The organism is Kitasatospora sp. NPDC051164 (assembly GCF_044455625.1).
GTDB lineage: Bacteria > Actinomycetota > Actinomycetes > Streptomycetales > Streptomycetaceae > Kitasatospora.
Genome location: NZ_JBITFB010000010.1, coordinates 14,926 through 33,390, shown reverse-complemented (window position 1 = coordinate 33,390; position 18,465 = coordinate 14,926). Strand labels below are relative to the sequence as shown.

Below are 18,465 nucleotides of genomic sequence, written 5' to 3'. Positions count from 1 at the left end.
TGCCGAGCCCGCGGCGGTCCCGCTCGGGGTCCCGCTCGGGGTTCGGCACCGGTCTCGCTCCGGGCCTGGTCGGGGCCCGTTCCCGTCTCACCTGGTGTCATGAGCCTTTCAACGGCACGCGTTTGCTGTCACGCTGCTCCTCCCGGCCCGCTCCCCCATGAGAGGTTCCGATGAGAAGACTCCTGCACGCCCTGACCGGCGCCGCCCTGTTCGCGGCGGCCGGCCTCACGGCGCTCGCCACCCCCAACGTGGCGAGCGCCGCCGACTGCACACCCGCCCAGGTGGTGGCCAACGGCGGTTTCGAGTCCGGCAGTTCGCCCTGGACGGCACCGAGCGGCGCGATCACCGCCGACAGCGGCCAGAGCGCGCACTCCGGCGGCTCCTACGCCTGGCTCGACGGCTACGGCTCCACCCACACCGACACGCTCTCGCAGTCCGTCACCCTCCCCGCCGGGTGCGGCACCGCGACGCTCGGGTTCTGGCTGCACATCGACACCGCCGAGACGACCACCAGCACCGCCTACGACAAACTGGCCGTCAAGCTCGGCTCCACCACCCTGGCCACGTACTCCAACCTGGATGCCCAGAGCGGGTACGTGCACAAGACCGTCGACGTCTCCGCCCTCGCGGGCCAGACCGGGACGCTCTCCTTCACCGGGGTCGAGGACTCCAGTCTGCAGACCAGCTTCGTGCTGGACGACGTCACCCTGGACGCCTCCGGCGGTACCACCCCACCCCAGCCCGGCGACCCGACCCGCACCCCGGCCGCGCCCGGCTACACCGTCAGCCTCACCAGTGACGCCTCCGGCGGCAGTTGGACCGGGCACGAGGGCGTGAGCTTCACCAACGCCTCGCCCACCCCGCTGACCGAGGTGTACCTGCGGCTGTGGGACAACGCCCACGGCAGCTGCCCCAGCACCCCGATCACGGTGACCAACGTGACCGGCGGCACGCCCTCCCCGCTCACGGTGAACTGCACGGCGCTCAAGATCACCCTGCCGGCGCCGCTCGCGCAGGGCCAGAGCGGCACCGTCGGCTTCGACCTCGGCATCACCGTGCCGAGCGGCGCGGACCGCTTCGGCCACGACGGCGCGTACAACTTCCTCGGCAACGCCCTGCCCGTGCTGGCGATCCGGGACGCGGCCGGCTGGCACCTCGACCCGTACACCAACAACGGTGAGTCCTTCTACTCGGTGGCCTCCGACTTCACCGTCACCCTGGACCACCCGACGAGCCTGCTGGTGCCCGCGACCGGCACCTCGGTGGACACCCCCGGCGCGGCCGGCCGGACCGTCACCAAGGCGACCGCGAGCAAGGTGCGCGACTTCGCCTGGGGCGCCGGGCCGTTCACCAGGATCTCCGGCACCTCGGCGGCCGGGATCAAGGTCAACGTCTACTCGGTGGCGGGGATCAGCAGCGCGGACGCCAAGTCGATGCTCTCCACCGCGACCTCGGCCGTCGACGCCCACGCCCAGCGCTTCGGCGCCTACCCGTACGGCGAACTGGACGCGGTGATCGACAACAGCTTCTGGTTCGGCGGCATGGAGTACCCGGGCTTCGTCCTCGACCTGGTCAGCACCACGGCGCTCACCCACGAGATCGGCCACCAGTGGTGGTACGGCATCGTCGGCGACGACGAGTACAACGGGCCCTGGCTGGACGAGGCCTTCACCGACTACGCCACCGACCTCGCCCTCGGAAAGACCGGCAACGGCTGCTGGAACAGCGTCTCCTGGGCCTCGTCGGCGGAGAAGATCACCAACTCGATGGCCTACTGGGACGCCAACTCCTCCCGCTACGCCACGGTCGTCTACGACTACGGCAAGTGCGCCCTGCACGACCTGCGCCGGACGATCGGCGACACCGCGATGACCACGCTGCTGCGCAACTACGCGCAGTCGCACTGGTACGGCGTGTCCACCACCGCGGAGTTCAAGGCCGCGGCGCAGGCCGCCACCACCGTGGACCTGACCTCCTTCTGGAGCCAGCACCGCATCGACGGCTGAGCGGCAGCGCCGATCCGCCGACCGCCCGCACCGCCCCCGGTCCCGGCCGGGGGCGGTGCGCTCGACGCCATGCGGGTTGACGCCGCGCGGGACCGGCGGGACGCTGTACGTGTACGACATAAACGTGTGCCGTATACGGACAGTCGAAAGCGCACGACCCACCGTCGCGAGCTCCCGGCGCTGACCCCGACCGCTGGAGCGATCATGTCGAGCACCCACTACGTGGCGCTGCCGGACAGCTCCCGCGTTCCGCTCGGCGGAGCGCGGGTCATCGGACCGGCCGACCCACGAACCCCCCTCACCGTCACCGTCTACCTGCGACGCGACCCCGACGCGCCCCCGCGCCCGGATGTGTACGAGCTGGCGCTCCAACCGCCGACCCGTCGCACGGTGCCCACCGACGACGAGTACGCCGCCACCCACCGGTGGAGCGACACCGACCGCAAGACGCTCGAGGCGTTCGCCGCCGAGCACCGCCTCGCCCTCTCCGACGAGGACCCGCTGGCCCGCAGCGTCGACCTGACCGGCACCACCGAGGACATCGCCGACGCCTTCCGGGTCACCCTCGCCCGCTACCGCTTCCAGGACGCCCAGGGCAAGCCCCGGGTCTACCGCGGCCGGGAGGGCCAGGTCTACGTGCCCGCCCAGCTGCAGGGCATCGTCACCGGAGTGTTCGGCCTGGACGACCGGCCGATCGGCTCCCGCCTGCTGATCCGCCGGACCGCCGAGGCGACCCCGGTGGCCCACGCCGCCCCGGTGGTGAGGCCGGGCGCCTTCCTCCCGCCGGCTCTGCAGGCCCCGTACGCCTACCCCGAGGGCACCGACGGGACCGGGCAGTGCATCGCCGTACTCGCCTTCAACGGGGACACCGCGCCGGGCGTCCCCTCCGGGGGCTACTCGCTCGACGCCCTGCGGAACTACTTCGTCGACGTCCTGCACCAGCCGATGCCGGACATCACCGACGTGGTGATCCCGAACGTCGGAAGCCCCGGCAACGATCCGGGCCAGGACGCCGACTTCGGCACGTCGGACACCACCGGCGAGATCATGCTCGACCTCGCGGTGGTGGGCGCTCTGGCCCCCAAGGCGAAGATCGTCGTGTACTTCACCAAGTTCACCGAGCGCGGCTGGGTCGACGTGATCACCCGGATCGTCAACGACACCGACAACCGGCCCACGGTGATCTCCTGCAGCTACGGCAACCCCGAGCTGGTCGCCGGAAGCCTGTTCACCGCCGGCGCGGTCGACCGGATCGACCGGGCCTTCGCGAGCGCGGCGGAGAGGAACATCAGCATCTGCTGCGCCTCGGGCGACGACGGCTCCCGCGACCAGGCCGACGACGAGCGCGCCCACGCCGACTACCCCTCCTCCGACCCGCACGTCCTCGCCGTCGGCGGCACCCGGCTGGTGGTGCGCCAGGGGCAGGTCGTCGGCGAGACCGTCTGGGACGACGGTCCGGGCCGGCGTACCGGCGGCGGCGTCAGCGCGATCTTCCCGGTGCCGCCGTACCAGGACCACGTCAACGTGCCGCCCTCGGTCAACCCGCTGCACCGGCGGGGACGCGGGGTCCCGGACGTGGCCGCCCTCGCCGACCCGGAGACCGGTGTGGTCGTCCCGAGCGTGGACGGTGTGAACTTCCACCAGACCGGCGGCACCAGCGCCGCCGCCCCGATGTGGTCCGCCCTGCTCGCCCGGGTCAACCAGGCCCTGCCCGGTTCCGCGCAGGTCGGCTTCCTCAACCCGCTGCTGTACGCGAAGTTCGCGACGAAGGTCCTGCGGGACGTCACCCGGGGCAGCAACGGCGCGTACGCCTCCGGGCCCGGCTGGGACCCGTGCACCGGCCTCGGCAGCCCCGGCGGCCGGCAGCTCCTGGACGGCCTCAAGGCCCTGTGACCTCCTCGGTCCGGCGACCTCCTCGGTCCGGTGGCCGCTTGGGCCCGGTGGCTCTTCGGCTCGACTCCGGCCGGTGCGGGGCGCGCTGCGGCGCCCCGCACCGGCACGGGTGCCTCAGCCCAGGGCGAGGGCCCGGAGGCGGTCGGCCGCGCCGTTGAAGTAGTTCTGGTCACCGGGGAAGGTGCCGGAGTCCGCGAACTGCCAGAAGGTCTGGTAGCCCCAGCCGTTAGGCAGGGTGCCGACGGTGGAGGCGTAACGGGCTATCCAGAGCGGGTTGGTGGCGCCGAAGCCGCCGTAGTTGCCGGTGCACTGGGTCCACCAGTTGGTGGTGGTGTAGATGGTGGGGTAGCGGCCGGTGCGGGAGTGCACGGTGTTGCTGAAGTCGCGGATCCAGCTGACCATGGCGCTCTGGCCGAGGCCGTAGCAGGTGGCGCCGTAGGGGTTGTACTCGATGTCCAGGGCGGGCGGCAGGGTCCTGCCGTCGGCGGACCAGCCGCCGCCGTGGTTCACGAAGTAGGCGGCCTGGGTGGCGCCGGAGGAGGAGTTCGGCAGTGCGAAGTGGTAGGCGCCGCGGATCAGGCCGGCGTTGTAGGAGCCGTTGTACTGCTGGGCGAAATACGGGTTGGTGTAGCCGGTGCCCTCGGTGGCCTTGACGTAGGCGAACTTGGCGCCGTTGGCGGCGACCGAGGACCAGTTGACGTTGCCCTGGTAGCTGGCGACGTCCAGCCCGGGGGTCTGCGTGACGGCGAGGGAGGCGAGCGGCGCGGTGGCGCCGCGGCCCTCGTGGGCGGCGACGGTGGAGCCGGCGAAGTCGCGGTCCGGGTGGAAGGCGGGTCGGCCCTCGACGACGGGGGCGACCGGGGCGGGCTCGGCCGCGTACGCCGGGGCGGCCACGCCCGCGACCAGGGCGGTCGCGGCGGCGAGCGCGGCCACGGCGGGCAGCCGGCGGCGGGGGGTGGTGCCGGTGGTGCGGGCAGTGTGGGCGGTGCCAGTGGTGCGGGCGGAGCGGGAAGAGCGAGGCATGAGCACTCCTCTGATCCGGTGCGGGATGGCCCAAATGGCCCGGTGCGGCCGGGTGTTGGCGCGGCCGTACCGCAGAGTAGCCATGTCCCCGCCAGTGCCGCCAGGCATCTTGGAACACATTTCTGAACCGGCGTCGCAGGTGCCGGATCGCCACCACCGGCAACGCACGTTGCCGGTTCTGCCGATCCCGGGCCCGGGGACGGCCCGCACGCTGTGACACGATGCCCGCGGGCCGGCCGGCACGGGCGGCACCCCAGTACGGAGGAAGGGACCAGCCATGACCGAGACCGCCACCGACACCGCCCGGCCCGTCGGGGAGCCCGCTTTCAGGGCCGCCACGCCCGCCGACGTCCCGGCCCTCGTCGAGCTGGTCGAATCCGCCTACCGGGGCGACTCCAGCCGGGCCGGGTGGACCACCGAGGCCGATCTGCTGGCCGGGCGGCGGACCAACCCCGAGGCCGTCGCCGAGGCCGTCGGCCACCCCGAGGGACTGGTGCTGCTGGCCGAGCGTGACGGCGAGCTGCTCGCCTGCTGCCAGCTGGAGCGGCGCGGCGACCGGGCGTACTTCGGGATGTTCTCGGTGCGCCCCGGCCTGCAGGGCGGCGGGGTCGGCCGGGCCGTGCTGGCCGAGGCCGAGCGGCTGGCCGGCGAGGAGTGGGGCGTCGGCGCGATGGAGATGACGGTGATCGAGCAGCGCGCCGAGCTGATCGCCTGGTACGAGCGGCGCGGCTTCCGCCGGACCGGGGAGTTCAGCCCGTTCCCGTACGGCGACGAGCGCTTCGGCATCCCGCTGCGGCCGGACCTGCGGTTCGAGCACCTGGTCAAGGAGCTGAAGACCGCCTGACGCGGGGCCGCGCTCGCGGCCTGGTCAACGGGCCGTCGTCGGGGTTCGGTTCAGGCGCGCTCGACCGGATTCCGCAGGTGATGCGGCGTCAAGTCACTGAGCAGGGGCGATGCGGAGATGTCATACCTCGTTCATGATTGGTCTAGGCCAATGTGAGAGGCTGAGGTCGAACGGCCACGTTCCGTCCGATGCCCAGGGGGGCCATTTCCGCATGCCCGTACTCCATGGCACCGCCATGCCCGCACCCGACGCCGGTCCGCGCCGGACACCCGCGGACCCCGACCCGCGCCTGCCCGACCCGCCCGACGACGAGGAGCTCTACTGGTACTTCGGCCCGCAGCGCCGCTGGGTGCTGCTCTGCGCCACCCTCTCCTACGCGGGAGCCACCGCCACGCTCGGCCTGTTCGCCCTCAGCAAGCCGCTGCTCTGGCCGTTCCTGCTGCTCACCGTGCTCAACGCGGTCACCTGGCTGCTCTCGCTCACCGACGGCCAGCGAGCCCGCCGCTTCACCCGCGACTCGCACGACCTGCTGCTGCGCGCCTGGCAGCCCGCCCGCCACCCGAGCGTGGACCTGCTGCTGCCCACCGCCGGCGAACCGCCGGCCGTCCTCGACAACGCCTACCGGCACACCGCCGCCGTCCGGTGGCCCGGCGAGCTGACCGTCCTGGTCCTCGACGACGCGGACCGCCCCGAGGTGCGCGAACTCGCCGAGTCCTACGGCTTCCAGTACCGCGCCCGCCCCGACCGCGGCCGCTTCAAGAAGGCCGGCAATCTCAACCACGGCCTGGTCGAGGGCACCGGCGAGATCATCGCCGTCCTGGACGCCGACTTCTGCCCCCGCGCCGACTTCCTGCACCACCTGGTGCCCTACCTCGACAGCCCCGGGGTCGGCATCGTGCAGAGCCCGCAGTGCTTCGACACGGACGCGAACATGTCCTGGCTCGAACGCGCCGCGGGAGCCACCCAGGAGATCTTCTACCGCTGGATCCAGCCCTCCCGGGACGCGCAGGACGGCACCGTCTGCTGCGGTACCAACGCCCTCTACCGCCGCGCCGCCCTGCAGCGGATCGGCGGCTTCGCCGAGATCGACCACAGCGAGGACCTCTACACCGGCCTCGCCCTCGCCCGCGCCGGCTGGGCCACCCGCTACGTGCCCGCGCTGGTCGCCAAGGGCATGTCGCCCACCGGCCTGCCCGCCTTCATCAGCCAGCAGTACCGCTGGTGCCTCGGCTCCCTGGCCCTCGTCCGCGACCCGGACTTCCGCCGCGGACCGCTCTCCCGCTCCGCCCGGCTCTGCTTCTGGAACGGCATCCTCGGCTACCTCACCAGCGCGGTGAACGTCTTCGCCGTGCCGCTGCCCGCCCTGATCATGCTGTTCTTCCGGCCCGAGGAGATCGAACCCTGGCAGGTGCTCCCCTTCCTGCCGCCGATCTGGGTCGCCCTCGTGCTGCTGCCCGCGATGTCCCGCACCCGCTGGCGCTTCGAGGTCACCCGGGTCCAACTCCTCGGCGGGCTCTGCCACGTGGTCGCCATCGCGCACGCGCTGCGCCGCCGCTCCGCCGACTGGGTGCCCACCGGCGCCGTGTCGGGCGGCAGTTCACTCGCCCGCGCGGTCGCCCGGATCGGGGTCGGCTGGCTCGGGTTCGTCGTCCTTGCCGGCGCCGCCGGACTGGTCCGGGCCGCGCTGCTGCACGGCTGGCGGCCGTACTGGGCGCTCACCGCCCTGCTCGCGCTCACCGCGTACACCATGATCCCGCTGATCCGGTCCCTGTGGCCGCTCCTGAACGGTGCGAAGGTAGCGGGCGGAGCGAATGGTGGCAAGGGTGCCACCGTCGGTGAGGTCGTCGCCCCCGCACGCAGCCGCTCCGAGCTCGGGTTCGGACGCGCCGAGGCCGTCGCCGTCACCGCCGTGCTGCTGCTCTGTGGGCTGCTGGCGTCGGGCTGGGCCGATCCGCTGATCTTCTGATCTTCTGAGACTCAGTCAATTCCCTGCTCCACCCCCTGAGTTTCCTTGCGCGTCGCCCCACCGGCGCGGACTCCGCCCGGCCGCCCCAACGGCCCGGCGGCCCCGACCACCGCTGCCAGCCCTGCAAGGAGCGCCGCCGTGTCCACGGCCGTCCCACCGTCCGCCTCGTCATCATCCGCCGTCGCCTCCTCCGACCTGCTGCCCGACCTCGTCCGGGTGGACCGGCAGGTCGCCGCCCCGAAGGGCGCCACCGTCGCCGAGAGCGGGCAACCCCGCCGGCGCACCGCCTTCCGCCCCGACATCGAGGGGCTGCGCGGCATCGCCGTGCTCTCCGTCCTCGGCTTCCACGCCGCCGTCCCCGGCCTGACCGGCGGCTACGTCGGCGTCGACATCTTCTTCGTCATCTCCGGCTTCCTCATCACCGGCCTGCTGACCAGCGGCCCCCTCGGCCTGTGGGACTTCGCCGCCCGCCGCGCCCGGCGCATCCTGCCCGCCGCCGCCACCGTCCTGGTCGCCACCGCCGCCGCCGGCGGCGCCCTGCTCGACCCGCTGCGCGGCACCGACCTCGCCCGCGACCTGATCGCCGCCGCCGGCCAGTTCGCCAACTGGCGCTTCGTCGGCCGGCAGACCGACTACCTGGCCGCCGAACGCGACCCCAGCCCGCTGCAGCACTTCTGGTCCCTCGGTGTGGAGAACCAGTTCTACCTGCTCTGGGGCATCCTGCTGCTCGGCCTCGCCCGCTACCTGCACGGGCGGCGCCGCACCGTCGCCATCACCCTCGCCACCGTTGCCGTCGGCGGCGCCTCGCTGGTGCTGTGCCTGCGCTGGACACAGACCTCGGCGCCGCTCGCCTACTTCTCCACCGGCAGCCGGCTCTGGGAGTTCGCGGCGGGCGCCTGCGCGGCCCTCGCCGGCGGGGCGCTCGCCTCCCGCACCGCGCGGCGCCCGGTGCGGTGGTCGCTCCGACTGCTCGGCTGGGCCGGCCTGGCGGCCGTCGTCGCGCCGGTCCTCCTGTACGACCGCAGCACGCCGTTCCCCGGCTCCGCCGCACTCCTGCCCGTCCTCGGAACCGCCGCCGTCCTGCTCGCCGGACACGGCTCGCCCCGCGCCGTCGACGCCGGACGGCTGCTCGCCACCCGCCCGCTGCGCGCCGCCGGACGCCTCTCCTACGCCTGGTACCTCTGGCACTGGCCGGTGCTGACCATCGCCCAGGCCCGGTACGGCGCGCTGCCCTGGGCCACCCTGGCCGCGCTCACCGCCGCCAGTGCGCTCCCCGCCTGGCTCACCCTGCGCCTGGTCGAACAGCCACTGCGCTACGGCAGCAGCCCGGCACCCCGACGCGGACTCGCGGTCGGCGCGAGCGCCCTCGTCATCCCCCTGATCGCCGCGCTCACCCTCGGCGGCGGCACCGTCCGTGCCCTCGGAGCCGCCACCACCGGGCCCACCGCCGCCCCCGCCGGAGCCGCCGACGGGCCCGGCCTGCTCGCCCCCGGCACCCGGGTCCTCGCCCTGACCCCCTCGCCGGCCCGCGCCCGGGAGGACTTCCCACCCGGTAAGGGCTGCGAGATCCCGCTCAACGCCGACACCAGCCCGCGCTGCCTCTTCGGCGCCGACAACAGCCCCGACCGGATCGTGCTGCTCGGCGACTCACACGCCGGCCAGTGGATCTCCGCCGCCCTCGCCCTGGCCGAACAGCGGCACTGGGCGCTGGAAGTCCTCGTCAAACCCGGCTGCCCACTGGCCACCCTCACCGTGCGCAACAACGTGCTCGGCCGCACCTTCGACGAATGCGACCGCTGGCGCGAGCACACCCTCACCCGGCTCACCTCCGGACCCAAGCCGCGCCTCGTCCTGATGGCCGGCCTCAACCGCTACGGCAACCAGGAGGAACGCACCGAAGGCTGGACCCGTACCCTCGACCGCCTCACCGCGCTCGGCGCCCCGCTCGCCTACCTCGGCGACACCCCGATGCCCGGCAAGGACATCCCGACCTGCCTCGCCGCCTCCGACGGGCGCTCGGACGCCTGCTCGTTCCCGCGCGACACCGCCTTCGAACCCGACCCGCTGCTCGACGGCGGGCTCGCCGCCCGGTACGGCGTCCGGGCCCTCGACCTCGGCCCACTGCTCTGCCCCGGCACCGGGACCTCCTGCCCGGCGGTCCTGGAGGGCGTGGTGCTGTACCGGGACGCCGGGCACATCACCGACACGCTGGCTCGGGTACTGGCGCCGCGGCTGGACAAGGGGCTGCTGGGGGTTTCAGGTGTATCGGGGGTGCCTGGTGCGGCAGCGGTTCCCGGTGTTCCGGCCGCTCAGCCGTAGACCCCTCGGCAGAGGCGGGCCTGCTCCGAGCCGGCCGGCCAGCGGCCGACGCGTTCGGCCTGGTCACAGATGGTGCCCGGTCCGACGCCCGGCACCGACGCGCCCGACCCCGGAACCGCCGGGGCGGGCGCGCCCGACGTACCCCGGGCCGGGGCAGTGGCGTGCGGGCTGCGGCCGGTCTTCGGGTGCGGGCTCGCCGACCCGTGCTGGGCGTCCGCCGCCCCCGGATCGGCCGCCGTCGCCGTCGCCGCCGTTGCCGCCGTCGCCGTGCCCGTTGTGCCCATCGTGCCCATCGTGCCCGTCGCACCGCCCCCCGGGACCGGGGCCGGCAGCGGAGAAGGCGCGGGCGTGGCAGGCGGCGGGGACACCGGCGGCAGGTGCGAGCCCGGGGCCGTGGCGGAGGGCGAGGCCGACGGCAACGCCACCATCCGCACGTCGTCGCCCGATCCCGGCCCGCACATCACCAGGACCGAGGCCAGCACCGCACCCGTCCCGACCGCCGCGGCCGCCCACGCCTTGCGCGAGCGGCGCCTCGGTGGGGCCGGAGCAGGCACCGGCGGCGGGGGAAGCGTGGGGACGGGAGGGGGCTGCCACGCGTTCTGCGGCCACTGCCACTGCCCTCCGGTGGGCTGCCCAGTCATGTGTTCGTCCTTCCAGCGGCCCCCCGTCGGCCCCCGTCGTACCTTCCCGTGCTCAACGAGCGCGCCGACGCCGGGACATGACCCGGAAGAGGGGTCTGAACGGGCGTTGATTGCCACCGCGCCACATGCTTGGGGTCATGGAGACCAACAGCACGACCGCACCCCTGGTCGAGGTGGCCGAGTTCCGGACCGACAGCCGCTACCGGCTCGTCCACTTCGAGGGACACGGCTGGGAACCGCTCGCGCCGGAGGAGTTCGAACCGCGCATCCATCAGCTCTTCCCGGACCTCGACGCGCGCGACCCCCAACGCGTCCACTGGGCCGACCGTCCCTGGGAATGGCCCGCCTGGCACCCCGGCGAGGCCTGAACCGTCCCCACCCGGTCGTCGGGACTTCGTTGGGCTGAGCGGGTGAGTGCGGATCACTTCTGGCGCCGCCTGCCCGGCCAGGCAGTGGACACCTGTTCCCCGGAAGAACTCGGCGACCTCGCACCCCAGGACCGCGACCGGCTCGGTCGGATCGTGGCCGAGGGCGCCCCCCTGAGCCTGCCCCCCTCTCGCACTGGTACCTCACCAGGATGGTGACGGGCCGCGAGGTGAAGATGCGGGGATTCGGCACCCTGGACCTGGCCGAGGGCGAGATCCGACCGATCGTCCTTCAGGCGTACGGTCCCCGTTTCGACTGACGGACCTACGACCGGCCGGGGCCTGCGGTGGCGGCCTGCGCGGGAAGTCGGCTTGTCCGACTTCCCGTGCCGCTTTACCGTGCGCCGAAGTCCTCCTCGACGAGGCGGGTCGCCCAGGTGGTCAGGGCGGGGGCGAGGGGTGGGTGGGCGAGGCCCGCTGCGGTGGTGAGGTGGTCGGCGGAGGTGGTGTCGTACCGGTCCTCGGAGAGGAAGGTGAGGGTTTCCGGGTCGGCGCCGGTGAGGGTGCGGGGGAGGCGGCGGACGAGGGGGACGGGGATCAGGGCGCGGGGTGGGCGGACGCCGAGGTGGGTGGCGAGCAGGGTGATCAGGTCGGGGAGGAAGGGGGTTGTGGCGTCGAGGACGGTGTGGGCCTGGACGGGGACGCGGTCGTGGTCGGGGACGGCGACCAGGAAGCGCGCCAGGTGGTCCACGGTGACGACGGGCAGGAAGGTGCGTCGGGTGCCGGGCAGCAGGGGGAGGCGGCCGCGGTGGAGTTCGCGGACCAGCTGGGCCAGGCCGAGGTACTGGCCGGCTTCGCCGGTCCGGGAGTGGCCGATGACGCTGCTCGGGTTGACGGTGGTGAGCGGTACGCCGAGGTGGGGCGCGGTGACGCGGACGGCGGCGTCGCCGAGCTGCTTGGAGGCCTCGTACGCGCCGAGGCGGGTGTAGAGCGCGGCGGTGGCGCGCTCCGGGAGCGGGTACCGGGGGGCGGGGTCGCGGCCGACGCGGTAGCCGGAGAGGTGGACCAGACGGCGCAGCCGGGGGCGGGTGGCGGACCACCGCAGCGCGTGCAGGGCGCCGTGGACGTTGGCGGGTTCGGCCTGGGCGCGGGTGAGGCCGAAGTCGTAGCGGGCGGCGAGGTTGTGGACGTCGCGGATGTCGGCGAGCCGGGCGTCGTCCTCGGGGGAGAGGCCGAGGCCGGGGCGGGTGAGGTCGGCGGTGACGGTGGTGAGCGCCGAGTCGTCGGCCCGCTGTGCGCGCAGCCAGCGGCGGAGGGCGGCGGCGCGGCCGGTGTCGCGGACGGCGGCGGCCACGGGTTCGCCGCGGGCGAGGAGTTCGAGGACCAGCCAGCGGCCGAGGAAGCCGGTGGCGCCGAGGACGAGCGTGCGGGGCGGACGTCATGGGGCGCTCCAGGGTTCAGGTATTCAGTAGACCGGTCTGCATATTTTTTGGACGTGCGGGGACGCGCGAGGATGCGACGGCGTGCGGAGGCGCCGCACGAACGGCGGCGCGCCCTCGCCTACGTGTGGCGGTTGCCGAGCAGCTGCCGGACGGCGTGCCGGGCGTGGTCCAGCGGTTCGCGGCTGCGCCGGACGGAGGCGAGCAGGACCGCTCCCTCCAGGAGGGCGAGCGTCTGGCCGGCGGCGGTCTCGGCCTCGGTCGGGCCGTAGCCTTCGGCCTCCAGTCGGCCGGTCAGGACCTGCTGCCACCGCGCGTACACCTCGGCGCAGACGGTCCGCAGCGGCTCGTTGGTGCCCGCCGTCTCCAGGGCGACGGTCGCGATCGGGCAGCCGCTGGTGTAGTCGGACTGTGCGAGGCGTTCGGCGAAGGCCTCGACGAGCCGTTCGGCGAGGGTGGCGGTGTCGGCGCCCTCGGTGGCGAGTGCGGTGAGCAGCGCCTCGACCTCCTGGCCGGCCTCGGTGAGCGCGGCCGCCACCAACTGGTCCTTGCCGCCGGGGAAGTGGAAGTAGAGGGAGCCGCGCGGCGCGCTGGTGGCGGCCACGATCCGGTTGAGGCCGGTGCCGAAGTAGCCCTGTGCCTCGATCAGGTCCCTGGTGCCGGCGATCAGCCGGGCCCGGGTCTCCTCGCCCTTGACTCCCATGCGGCGATAGTAGACCGGTCTGCATATTCTGTCGACGGCGGGTTGACGAGACCTCAGGGGCGCTGTCAGCAGCGCAGTGCGGGCGGGAAGCCGGTCCAGCGCAGCTCCTCGGGCAGGTGGCCCTGGTCGTTCAGCAGCAGGACGGCGGACGGGCGGCCGGGGGTGAACCGCAGTACGGTCAGCGCCGCGTTGGCGGCGTTGAGGCCGAGCCAGCGCCAGGCCGGGGCGTCCAGGGCGTGCCGGACCAGCCAGCCGACCAGGAAGGCGTGGGTGACGACCAGCTCGTGCCGCTCCTCGCCGCCCGCCGCCGGCCCGGTGAACCGCTCGACCGCCCGTGGCGCCAGCGCCGCACCGCGCTCGCACTCCTCAGGGGTGGCGTGCGAGAGGAACTCCAGCAGGAAATCGGCGCTGTCCTCGGGCAGTTCCGCCCGCTCCGGAACGTACGGGACGAAGTCGCCGGCCTCCTCGCACACCACCGGCGTCACGCCGTCCAGCTGCTCCGCGACCAGCCGCGCGGTCTGCGCGGCCCGGGGCAGCGGGCCGTGGTGCACCGCCGAGACCGGCCGGCCCGCCAGCCGCCGGCCCAGCAGGACGGCCTGCCGGCGCCCGGCATCGGTGAGCCCGCTCTCGTCGGGCGTGGCCTCGCCGTGACGGGCCAGGTAGAGGTAGCGGGTGGCGGTGGTGTCGGTCATGCTCCGGGACTCCTCAACAGGGATCGACGTCCGGTCGACAGGGCTGAGCGTCAAGTCGACAGGGATCAACGTCGGGTCGTCCCGGAGCGACGCGAACCGGGCCCCGCCCGGTTCCGGCTCAGCCGGTGTGGGCGTCCGTGTGGGCGTCCGGGTGGGCGTCGGTGTGGGCCTCGTCCAGCAGGGCGAGATCCTCCGCCGACAGTCGCAGCGCCCCGGCGGCGATGTTGTCCTCCAGGTGCGCCTCGTCGCCGGTGCCCGGGATGGCCAGGACGTGCGGGCCGCGGTGCAGCGTCCAGGCCAGGCGCACCTGCGCTGTGCTCACCCCGTGCGCCTCGGCCACCGCCCGTACCTGGGCGGGCTCGGCCGCCCCCGCGCCGCCCTCCCGGCCCGCGCCGGCGATGGCGTAGAAGGGGACGAAGGCGATGCCCTGCTCGCCGCAGAGGCGCAGCAGTTCGTCCTGCGCGAGCGAGGCGCCGATGCCGTACGGGTTCTGCACGCAGGACACGGGCGCGATGGTCTGCGCCTCGGCGAGCTGGTGCGGGTGGACGTTGGACAGGCCGAGGTGGCGGATCAGCCCGGCCTGGCGCAACTCGGCCAGCGCGCCGAAGCGTTCGGCGACGGAGTCGGTGCCGAGGATCCGCAGGTTGACCAGGTCGAGGTGGTCGCGGCCGAGTTCGCGCAGGTTCTGTTCGACCTGGGCGCGCAGCCGCTCGGGGGTGCGGGCGTGTTCCGCCCACTGGCCGTCGAGGCCGCGGGCCGGGCCGACCTTGGTGGCGATCACCAGGTCGTCGCCGTACGGCGCGAGCGCCCGGTTGATCAGCTCGTTGGCGGAGCGCAGCGAGGAGAAGTAGAAGGCGGCGGTGTCGATGTGGTTGACGCCGAGTTCGACCGCGCGACGCAGCACCCGCAGGGCCTGCTCGCGGTCGCGCGGCACGGCGTGCGGCACCAGTGCGGGGCCGGTCTGCGGCAGGCGCATCGTGCCGAAGCCGATGCGGTGGACGGCGCGGTCGCCGAGGGTCCAGGTGCCGGAGGCGGCGGCGGACACGGGGGTGTTCAGGGCGGTGCTCAGGGCGGTGTTCACGGTGGTGTTCACGGTGGTCTCCGAGGTCATGCCTGTCATGATCGCCAATGCACTAGCCTGACCGCCAAAGATTCGAACATGTCTGAATCCGCGGGGGTGGGCGCTTGGCGGCCGAGCTGCTGTTCACGGCGGGCGACCTGGCGCGGATGCGCTTCGCGGTCTCCCCGATGTGGGAGGTCGGCCCGAGCCTGCGGCTGCTGCGCTCGGGGCTCGCCCACCCGGTCCACCGGCCCTGGGCGGAGCAGGTGCGCCCCCGGCTGGCGGCGCTCGGCCCGGCGTACGCGCTGCTCGCCGAACTCGTCCCGCCCACCGGGTACGTGCCGGACTTCGTCAACCCGGCCCCCGCCGGGCCCGCCCCCACCCTGGCGGAGGAACTGGCCGCGATCCGGGCCACCCCGGCCGAGCGGCTGCGCCGCGACCTCGACCGGCTGCGGGACGGCCGGGGCCGGCTCGGCCCCCGGCTGCGCGCCCTGTACGGCGACCCGGCGGGCGGGCTGGGCCGGCTCACCGAGGCGGTCGAGGCGTACTGGGAGCTCGCGCTCGCCCCGTACTGGGCGCGGATCCGGGCTGTCCTGGACGCCGACGTGCTGCACCGGGCCCGGCAGGCCGCCGAGCACGGCGCGGCCCGGGTCCTGAACGACCTGCACACCGAACTCCGCTGGACGGAGGACACCCTGCGGCTGCGCCACCGCTCCCGCCCACTGTCGGGCCGGACGGCCGGGGCCGGGCTGCTGCTGGTCCCGTCCGCGTTCACCGGCCCGGCGCTCTACACCCGGCTCGCCCCGCCGGACCCGCTGCAACTCGCCTACCCGGCGCGCGGGATCGGCGCCCTGTGGGCGTCCGCCCCGGCGGCCGGCACCGAGGCGCTGGCCGCCGTCCTCGGCCGCTCCCGCACCCGGCTGCTGACGGAGCTGGCGGCCCCGGCGTCCACGACCGAACTCGCCCGGCGCACCGGGCTGTCGCCGTCGGCCGTGTCCCAGTACCTGACGGCCCTGCGGGACGCCAGCCTGGTCAGTGCCCACCGGGCCGGACGGTCGGTGCTGTACGCGCGGACGGCCTCGGCGGAGGCGCTGCTCGCGCCACTGGCGCAGGGGTGATCATCCGTTCCTCCGCCTACCGTAATGTCACCCCGGATTCCGGTGTCGTCGGGCCGGATCCGCCGGACGCCCGTAGCGTGCGGGAGCATGACACCCATTCGGCACCCCCGGCACCGCCACCGCCGTCGGACCGTCCTCGTCACCACGCTGCTCGGGGCCGCCTGCGGCGCCGTCGCGCTCACCGGGGCACCTGCCCCGCAGTCCGCACCGCGGTCGGCCGCCCCGGCGTCCGACGCCCGGCTGCGCCCGGCCGGTGCGCCGCCGACCGTGTACGCCCACCGCGGCGCCTCCTCCGCCGCGCCCGAGAACACCCTGGTGTCCGACGAGGTCGCCCGCCGGGCCGGCGCCGAGTGGATCGAGGACGACGTCCAGCCCAGCAAGGACGGCGTCCCGTACGTGCTGCACGACGACACCGTGGACCGCACCACCGACGGCACCGGCCGCGTCCGCGACCTGACCGCCGCCCAGCTCGACACGCTGGACGCCGGCTCCTGGTTCGCCCCGGCGTACACGGGCACCCGCCTGCCGACCCTCGCCGCCCAGCTGGAGGACCTGCACACCCGGGGCGGCAAGCTGCTGCTGGAGATCAAGGGGCCGCACACCCGCGACGAAGTCGCCCGGATCGTGCAGGAGGTGCGCGACCACGGCATGGCCGACCGCGTCCTCGTCCAGAGCTTCGAGGTGGACGCCCTCCGCTACACCCGCGAGCTGGCCCCCGAACTGCCGCTGGGCCTGCTCCGCGCCACCCTGGACGCCGACCCGGTCGCCACCGCGCACGACCTCGGCCTGGCCGCCTACAACCCCTCGGACGACGCGCTCTCCGCCCGCCCCGGCGTGGTCACGGACCTGCACGCCGCGGGGGTCGCCGTCAACGTCTGGACGGTCGACCGGCCCGCCCGCTGGAAGGCCCTCGCGGACGCCGGGGTGGACGGCATCATCACCAACCGCCCGGCCGAGCTGGCCGGTTGGAACGCTGCTTGGTCGGCCTCGGGCGCCGCCGATTAGGCTGCCGGCGTGGACGGCGAGAATGCGGAGGGCAGTGCCCGCCCGGAGGGCAGCGCCCCGGCCGACGGCGGGAGCCTGTCGGACCTGCTCCGCGACCGGCAGAACCCGGCGCGGCAACCGCAGGGCTCGCTGACCGCCTTCGACGGCCGCCTCATCCTCGACCTGGACACCCGGATCGCCACCGTGGACGGCCGCGCGGCGCAGCTCACCCGTGCCGACACCAAGCTGCTGCGCGGCCTGATCGCCCTGGGCGAGGGCGTGCACGAGTCGCGCGTGATCATGTGGGAGGTCTACAACGCACCGTTCCACCCCCGGGAGCTGAGGTACCCGATGGCCGTCCTGAGGGCGAAGCTCGGCGAGCCGTCCTGGATCGAGCGGACCGCGGACGGCTACGCCCTGCGGCCCCCGGCGCGTCCGTAGGTCAGGTCGCGGACGGCTGCCGGTTCCGGCTGTGACAGCTGTCATGCCCGATCCATGATCGTCCGAGCTGGCGCCGGAACCGGCCCGGTCGAGATGATGGCCGGGTGACCGGGCAGAACCGCCCGGGTCTTGTTCGACAACGGGGGTTCGGCGATGACGCCGCACGAGATCGGGTTGTACGCGAGCGCTGCCGTGGTGATCGGCGCGGGGCTGCGGACGTTGGTGCTGGCGGGATCCCCAGCGGGCTTGACGGGCGCGTCCAAGGGCGCATCCACGGGTGCGTCCACCGACGCGACCACGGCGCAGGCCGGCGGGCCGGGCGACGTGCTCGCCGTCGTCCGCGCCGCCCTCGCACGTCGCCCCTGGGTCACCGCCGCGCTGTTCGCCGTCATGGCGGTGATGGCCGTGGTCCAGTACGCGGTGCCGTCCGTGATCGACGATCTGATGCGGCAGCCGGATGCGCTGTCCGACGGGCAGTGGTGGCGGGCCGGCACCGCGCTGCTGGTGCAGTCCTCCGGCCTGATGCAGATCGCGATCAACCTGCCGGCCCTGCTCGTGATCGGCGCCGTCGCCGAGTCGGTGCTCGGCTGGTGGCGGACGGCGGCGGTCTTCCTCGTCAGCGGCGTCCTCGCCCACGTGGTGAGCCTGTCCGGCTGGTCGCCGCGCGGCGGCGGCGACTCGGTGGCCGTCTGCGGTCTGCTGGGGGCCCTCGCCGTCACCTGCCTGCTGCGCGGGGACCTCCGGGGCCCCGGGCTCAGGGCCAACTGGCCGGTGCTGCTCATTCCCGCGGCGGGACTGTTCCTGTGCGCGATGCGGAACAACCACGGCGCCGGCCTGGTGGCGGGCTGTCTGCTCGGCCTGGTCCTCGCTGTCGGCGCGAGGACCCGACTCCCGCAGCCCGCCGCCGTGTGACAGCCGTTCCCGAGGCCGACGCCGAGGCCGGGGCCGGCTGGGCTGACGCCTCCGCCGGT

General features: G+C 74.1%; 15 protein-coding genes and 1 pseudogene. 10 read left to right on the top strand and 6 right to left on the bottom strand.

The window, feature by feature from the left end; all coding sequences use genetic code 11:
• The first annotated feature begins 170 nt into the window (after positions 1–170).
• Together ACIBEC_RS16505 and ACIBEC_RS16500 are read left to right on the top strand one after the other, a co-directional pair.
• Positions 171–2,006 carry a M1 family aminopeptidase gene (locus ACIBEC_RS16505; protein ID WP_360507036.1) on the top strand — a complete coding sequence of 612 codons (1,836 nt, stop codon included), beginning with the start codon at positions 171–173 and terminating at the stop codon, positions 2,004–2,006.
• Between the two features lie 204 nt (positions 2,007–2,210).
• Positions 2,211–3,899 (top strand): S53 family peptidase, encoded by a 1,689-nt coding sequence (locus ACIBEC_RS16500; protein ID WP_360507039.1) that lies wholly within the window; start codon positions 2,211–2,213, stop codon positions 3,897–3,899.
• A 114-nt stretch (positions 3,900–4,013) separates the two neighbouring features.
• On the opposite strand, the gene ACIBEC_RS16495 is transcribed toward ACIBEC_RS16500, so the two are convergent.
• A complete protein-coding gene (locus ACIBEC_RS16495) occupies positions 4,014–4,922 on the bottom strand; it encodes a lysozyme (protein ID WP_360507042.1) in 909 nt (302 codons plus the stop codon).
• Between the two features lie 277 nt (positions 4,923–5,199).
• On the opposite strand from ACIBEC_RS16495, the gene ACIBEC_RS16490 reads away from it, so the two are divergent.
• The 3 genes from ACIBEC_RS16490 (at position 5,200) to ACIBEC_RS16480 (ending at position 10,051) form a co-directional block, all read left to right on the top strand.
• Positions 5,200–5,766: a GNAT family N-acetyltransferase gene (locus ACIBEC_RS16490; protein ID WP_360507045.1), complete on the top strand. Its 567-nt coding sequence runs from the start codon at positions 5,200–5,202 to the stop codon at positions 5,764–5,766.
• A 211-nt stretch (positions 5,767–5,977) separates the two neighbouring features.
• A complete protein-coding gene (locus ACIBEC_RS16485) occupies positions 5,978–7,732 on the top strand; it encodes a cellulose synthase catalytic subunit (protein ID WP_360507048.1) in 1,755 nt (584 codons plus the stop codon).
• Between the two features lie 138 nt (positions 7,733–7,870).
• Positions 7,871–10,051, top strand: a complete 2,181-nt coding sequence (locus tag ACIBEC_RS16480) for an acyltransferase family protein (RefSeq protein WP_360507051.1) — start codon at positions 7,871–7,873, stop codon at positions 10,049–10,051.
• Here ACIBEC_RS16480 and ACIBEC_RS16475 read toward each other — a convergent pair.
• Positions 10,042–10,335, bottom strand: coding sequence for a hypothetical protein (locus ACIBEC_RS16475; RefSeq protein WP_360507054.1), 294 nt, complete (start codon positions 10,333–10,335; stop codon positions 10,042–10,044). The genes ACIBEC_RS16480 and ACIBEC_RS16475 overlap by 10 nt on opposite strands.
• Positions 10,336–10,829: 494 nt before the next feature.
• Between ACIBEC_RS16475 and ACIBEC_RS16470 the strand changes: the two genes are divergently transcribed.
• Positions 10,830–11,060 (top strand): hypothetical protein, encoded by a 231-nt coding sequence (locus tag ACIBEC_RS16470; RefSeq protein WP_360507057.1) that lies wholly within the window; start codon positions 10,830–10,832, stop codon positions 11,058–11,060.
• 391 nt (positions 11,061–11,451) lie between these two features.
• Here ACIBEC_RS16470 and ACIBEC_RS16465 read toward each other — a convergent pair.
• The 4 genes and pseudogenes from ACIBEC_RS16465 to ACIBEC_RS16450 form a co-directional block, all read right to left on the bottom strand.
• A pseudogene (locus ACIBEC_RS16465) lies at positions 11,452–12,468 on the bottom strand (SDR family oxidoreductase); the annotation flags it as partial.
• Positions 12,469–12,617: 149 nt separating this feature from the next.
• Positions 12,618–13,199, bottom strand: coding sequence for a TetR/AcrR family transcriptional regulator (locus ACIBEC_RS16460; protein ID WP_360507060.1), 582 nt, complete (start codon positions 13,197–13,199; stop codon positions 12,618–12,620).
• Between the two features lie 65 nt (positions 13,200–13,264).
• Positions 13,265–13,891 (bottom strand): histidine phosphatase family protein, encoded by a 627-nt coding sequence (locus tag ACIBEC_RS16455; RefSeq protein ID WP_360507062.1) that lies wholly within the window; start codon positions 13,889–13,891, stop codon positions 13,265–13,267.
• A gap of 118 nt (positions 13,892–14,009) precedes the next feature.
• Complete coding sequence (locus tag ACIBEC_RS16450) at positions 14,010–15,002, bottom strand: aldo/keto reductase (protein WP_360507065.1); 993 nt, start codon at positions 15,000–15,002, stop codon at positions 14,010–14,012.
• A gap of 74 nt (positions 15,003–15,076) precedes the next feature.
• Between ACIBEC_RS16450 and ACIBEC_RS16445 the strand changes: the two genes are divergently transcribed.
• The 4 genes from ACIBEC_RS16445 to ACIBEC_RS16430 all read left to right on the top strand — a co-directional run bounded on the left by ACIBEC_RS16445 (position 15,077) and on the right by ACIBEC_RS16430 (position 18,406).
• The gene (locus tag ACIBEC_RS16445) at positions 15,077–16,069 is read left to right on the top strand and encodes an ArsR family transcriptional regulator (RefSeq protein WP_360507068.1); all 993 of its coding nucleotides are present in this window, start codon (positions 15,077–15,079) and stop codon (positions 16,067–16,069) included.
• 87 nt (positions 16,070–16,156) lie between these two features.
• Positions 16,157–17,074, top strand: a complete 918-nt coding sequence (locus ACIBEC_RS16440) for a glycerophosphodiester phosphodiesterase family protein (protein WP_360507070.1) — start codon at positions 16,157–16,159, stop codon at positions 17,072–17,074.
• A 9-nt stretch (positions 17,075–17,083) separates the two neighbouring features.
• Positions 17,084–17,494 (top strand): hypothetical protein, encoded by a 411-nt coding sequence (locus ACIBEC_RS16435; protein WP_360507072.1) that lies wholly within the window; start codon positions 17,084–17,086, stop codon positions 17,492–17,494.
• A 153-nt stretch (positions 17,495–17,647) separates the two neighbouring features.
• On the top strand, positions 17,648–18,406 hold the full coding sequence (locus ACIBEC_RS16430) for a rhomboid family intramembrane serine protease (protein ID WP_360507075.1): 759 nt from the start codon (positions 17,648–17,650) through the stop codon (positions 18,404–18,406).
• Positions 18,407–18,465: the final 59 nt, after the last annotated feature.

Excerpts from the sequence above, each read along its gene's own strand:
- ACIBEC_RS16505 (WP_360507036.1), top strand. The coding sequence starts at position 171 with ATGAGAAGACTCCTGCACGCCCTGACCGGCGCCGCCCTGTTCGCGGCG.
- ACIBEC_RS16500 (WP_360507039.1), top strand. The coding sequence starts at position 2,211 with ATGTCGAGCACCCACTACGTGGCGCTGCCGGACAGCTCCCGCGTTCCG.
- ACIBEC_RS16495 (WP_360507042.1), bottom strand. The coding sequence starts at position 4,922 with ATGCCTCGCTCTTCCCGCTCCGCCCGCACCACTGGCACCGCCCACACT.
- ACIBEC_RS16490 (WP_360507045.1), top strand. The coding sequence starts at position 5,200 with ATGACCGAGACCGCCACCGACACCGCCCGGCCCGTCGGGGAGCCCGCT.
- ACIBEC_RS16485 (WP_360507048.1), top strand. The coding sequence starts at position 5,978 with ATGCCCGTACTCCATGGCACCGCCATGCCCGCACCCGACGCCGGTCCG.
- ACIBEC_RS16475 (WP_360507054.1), bottom strand. The coding sequence starts at position 10,335 with ATGGGCACAACGGGCACGGCGACGGCGGCAACGGCGGCGACGGCGACG.
- ACIBEC_RS16470 (WP_360507057.1), top strand. The coding sequence starts at position 10,830 with ATGGAGACCAACAGCACGACCGCACCCCTGGTCGAGGTGGCCGAGTTC.
- ACIBEC_RS16460 (WP_360507060.1), bottom strand. The coding sequence starts at position 13,199 with ATGGGAGTCAAGGGCGAGGAGACCCGGGCCCGGCTGATCGCCGGCACC.
- ACIBEC_RS16455 (WP_360507062.1), bottom strand. The coding sequence starts at position 13,891 with ATGACCGACACCACCGCCACCCGCTACCTCTACCTGGCCCGTCACGGC.
- ACIBEC_RS16450 (WP_360507065.1), bottom strand. The coding sequence starts at position 15,002 with ATGACCTCGGAGACCACCGTGAACACCACCGTGAACACCGCCCTGAGC.
- ACIBEC_RS16440 (WP_360507070.1), top strand. The coding sequence starts at position 16,157 with ATGACACCCATTCGGCACCCCCGGCACCGCCACCGCCGTCGGACCGTC.
- ACIBEC_RS16430 (WP_360507075.1), top strand. The coding sequence starts at position 17,648 with ATGACGCCGCACGAGATCGGGTTGTACGCGAGCGCTGCCGTGGTGATC.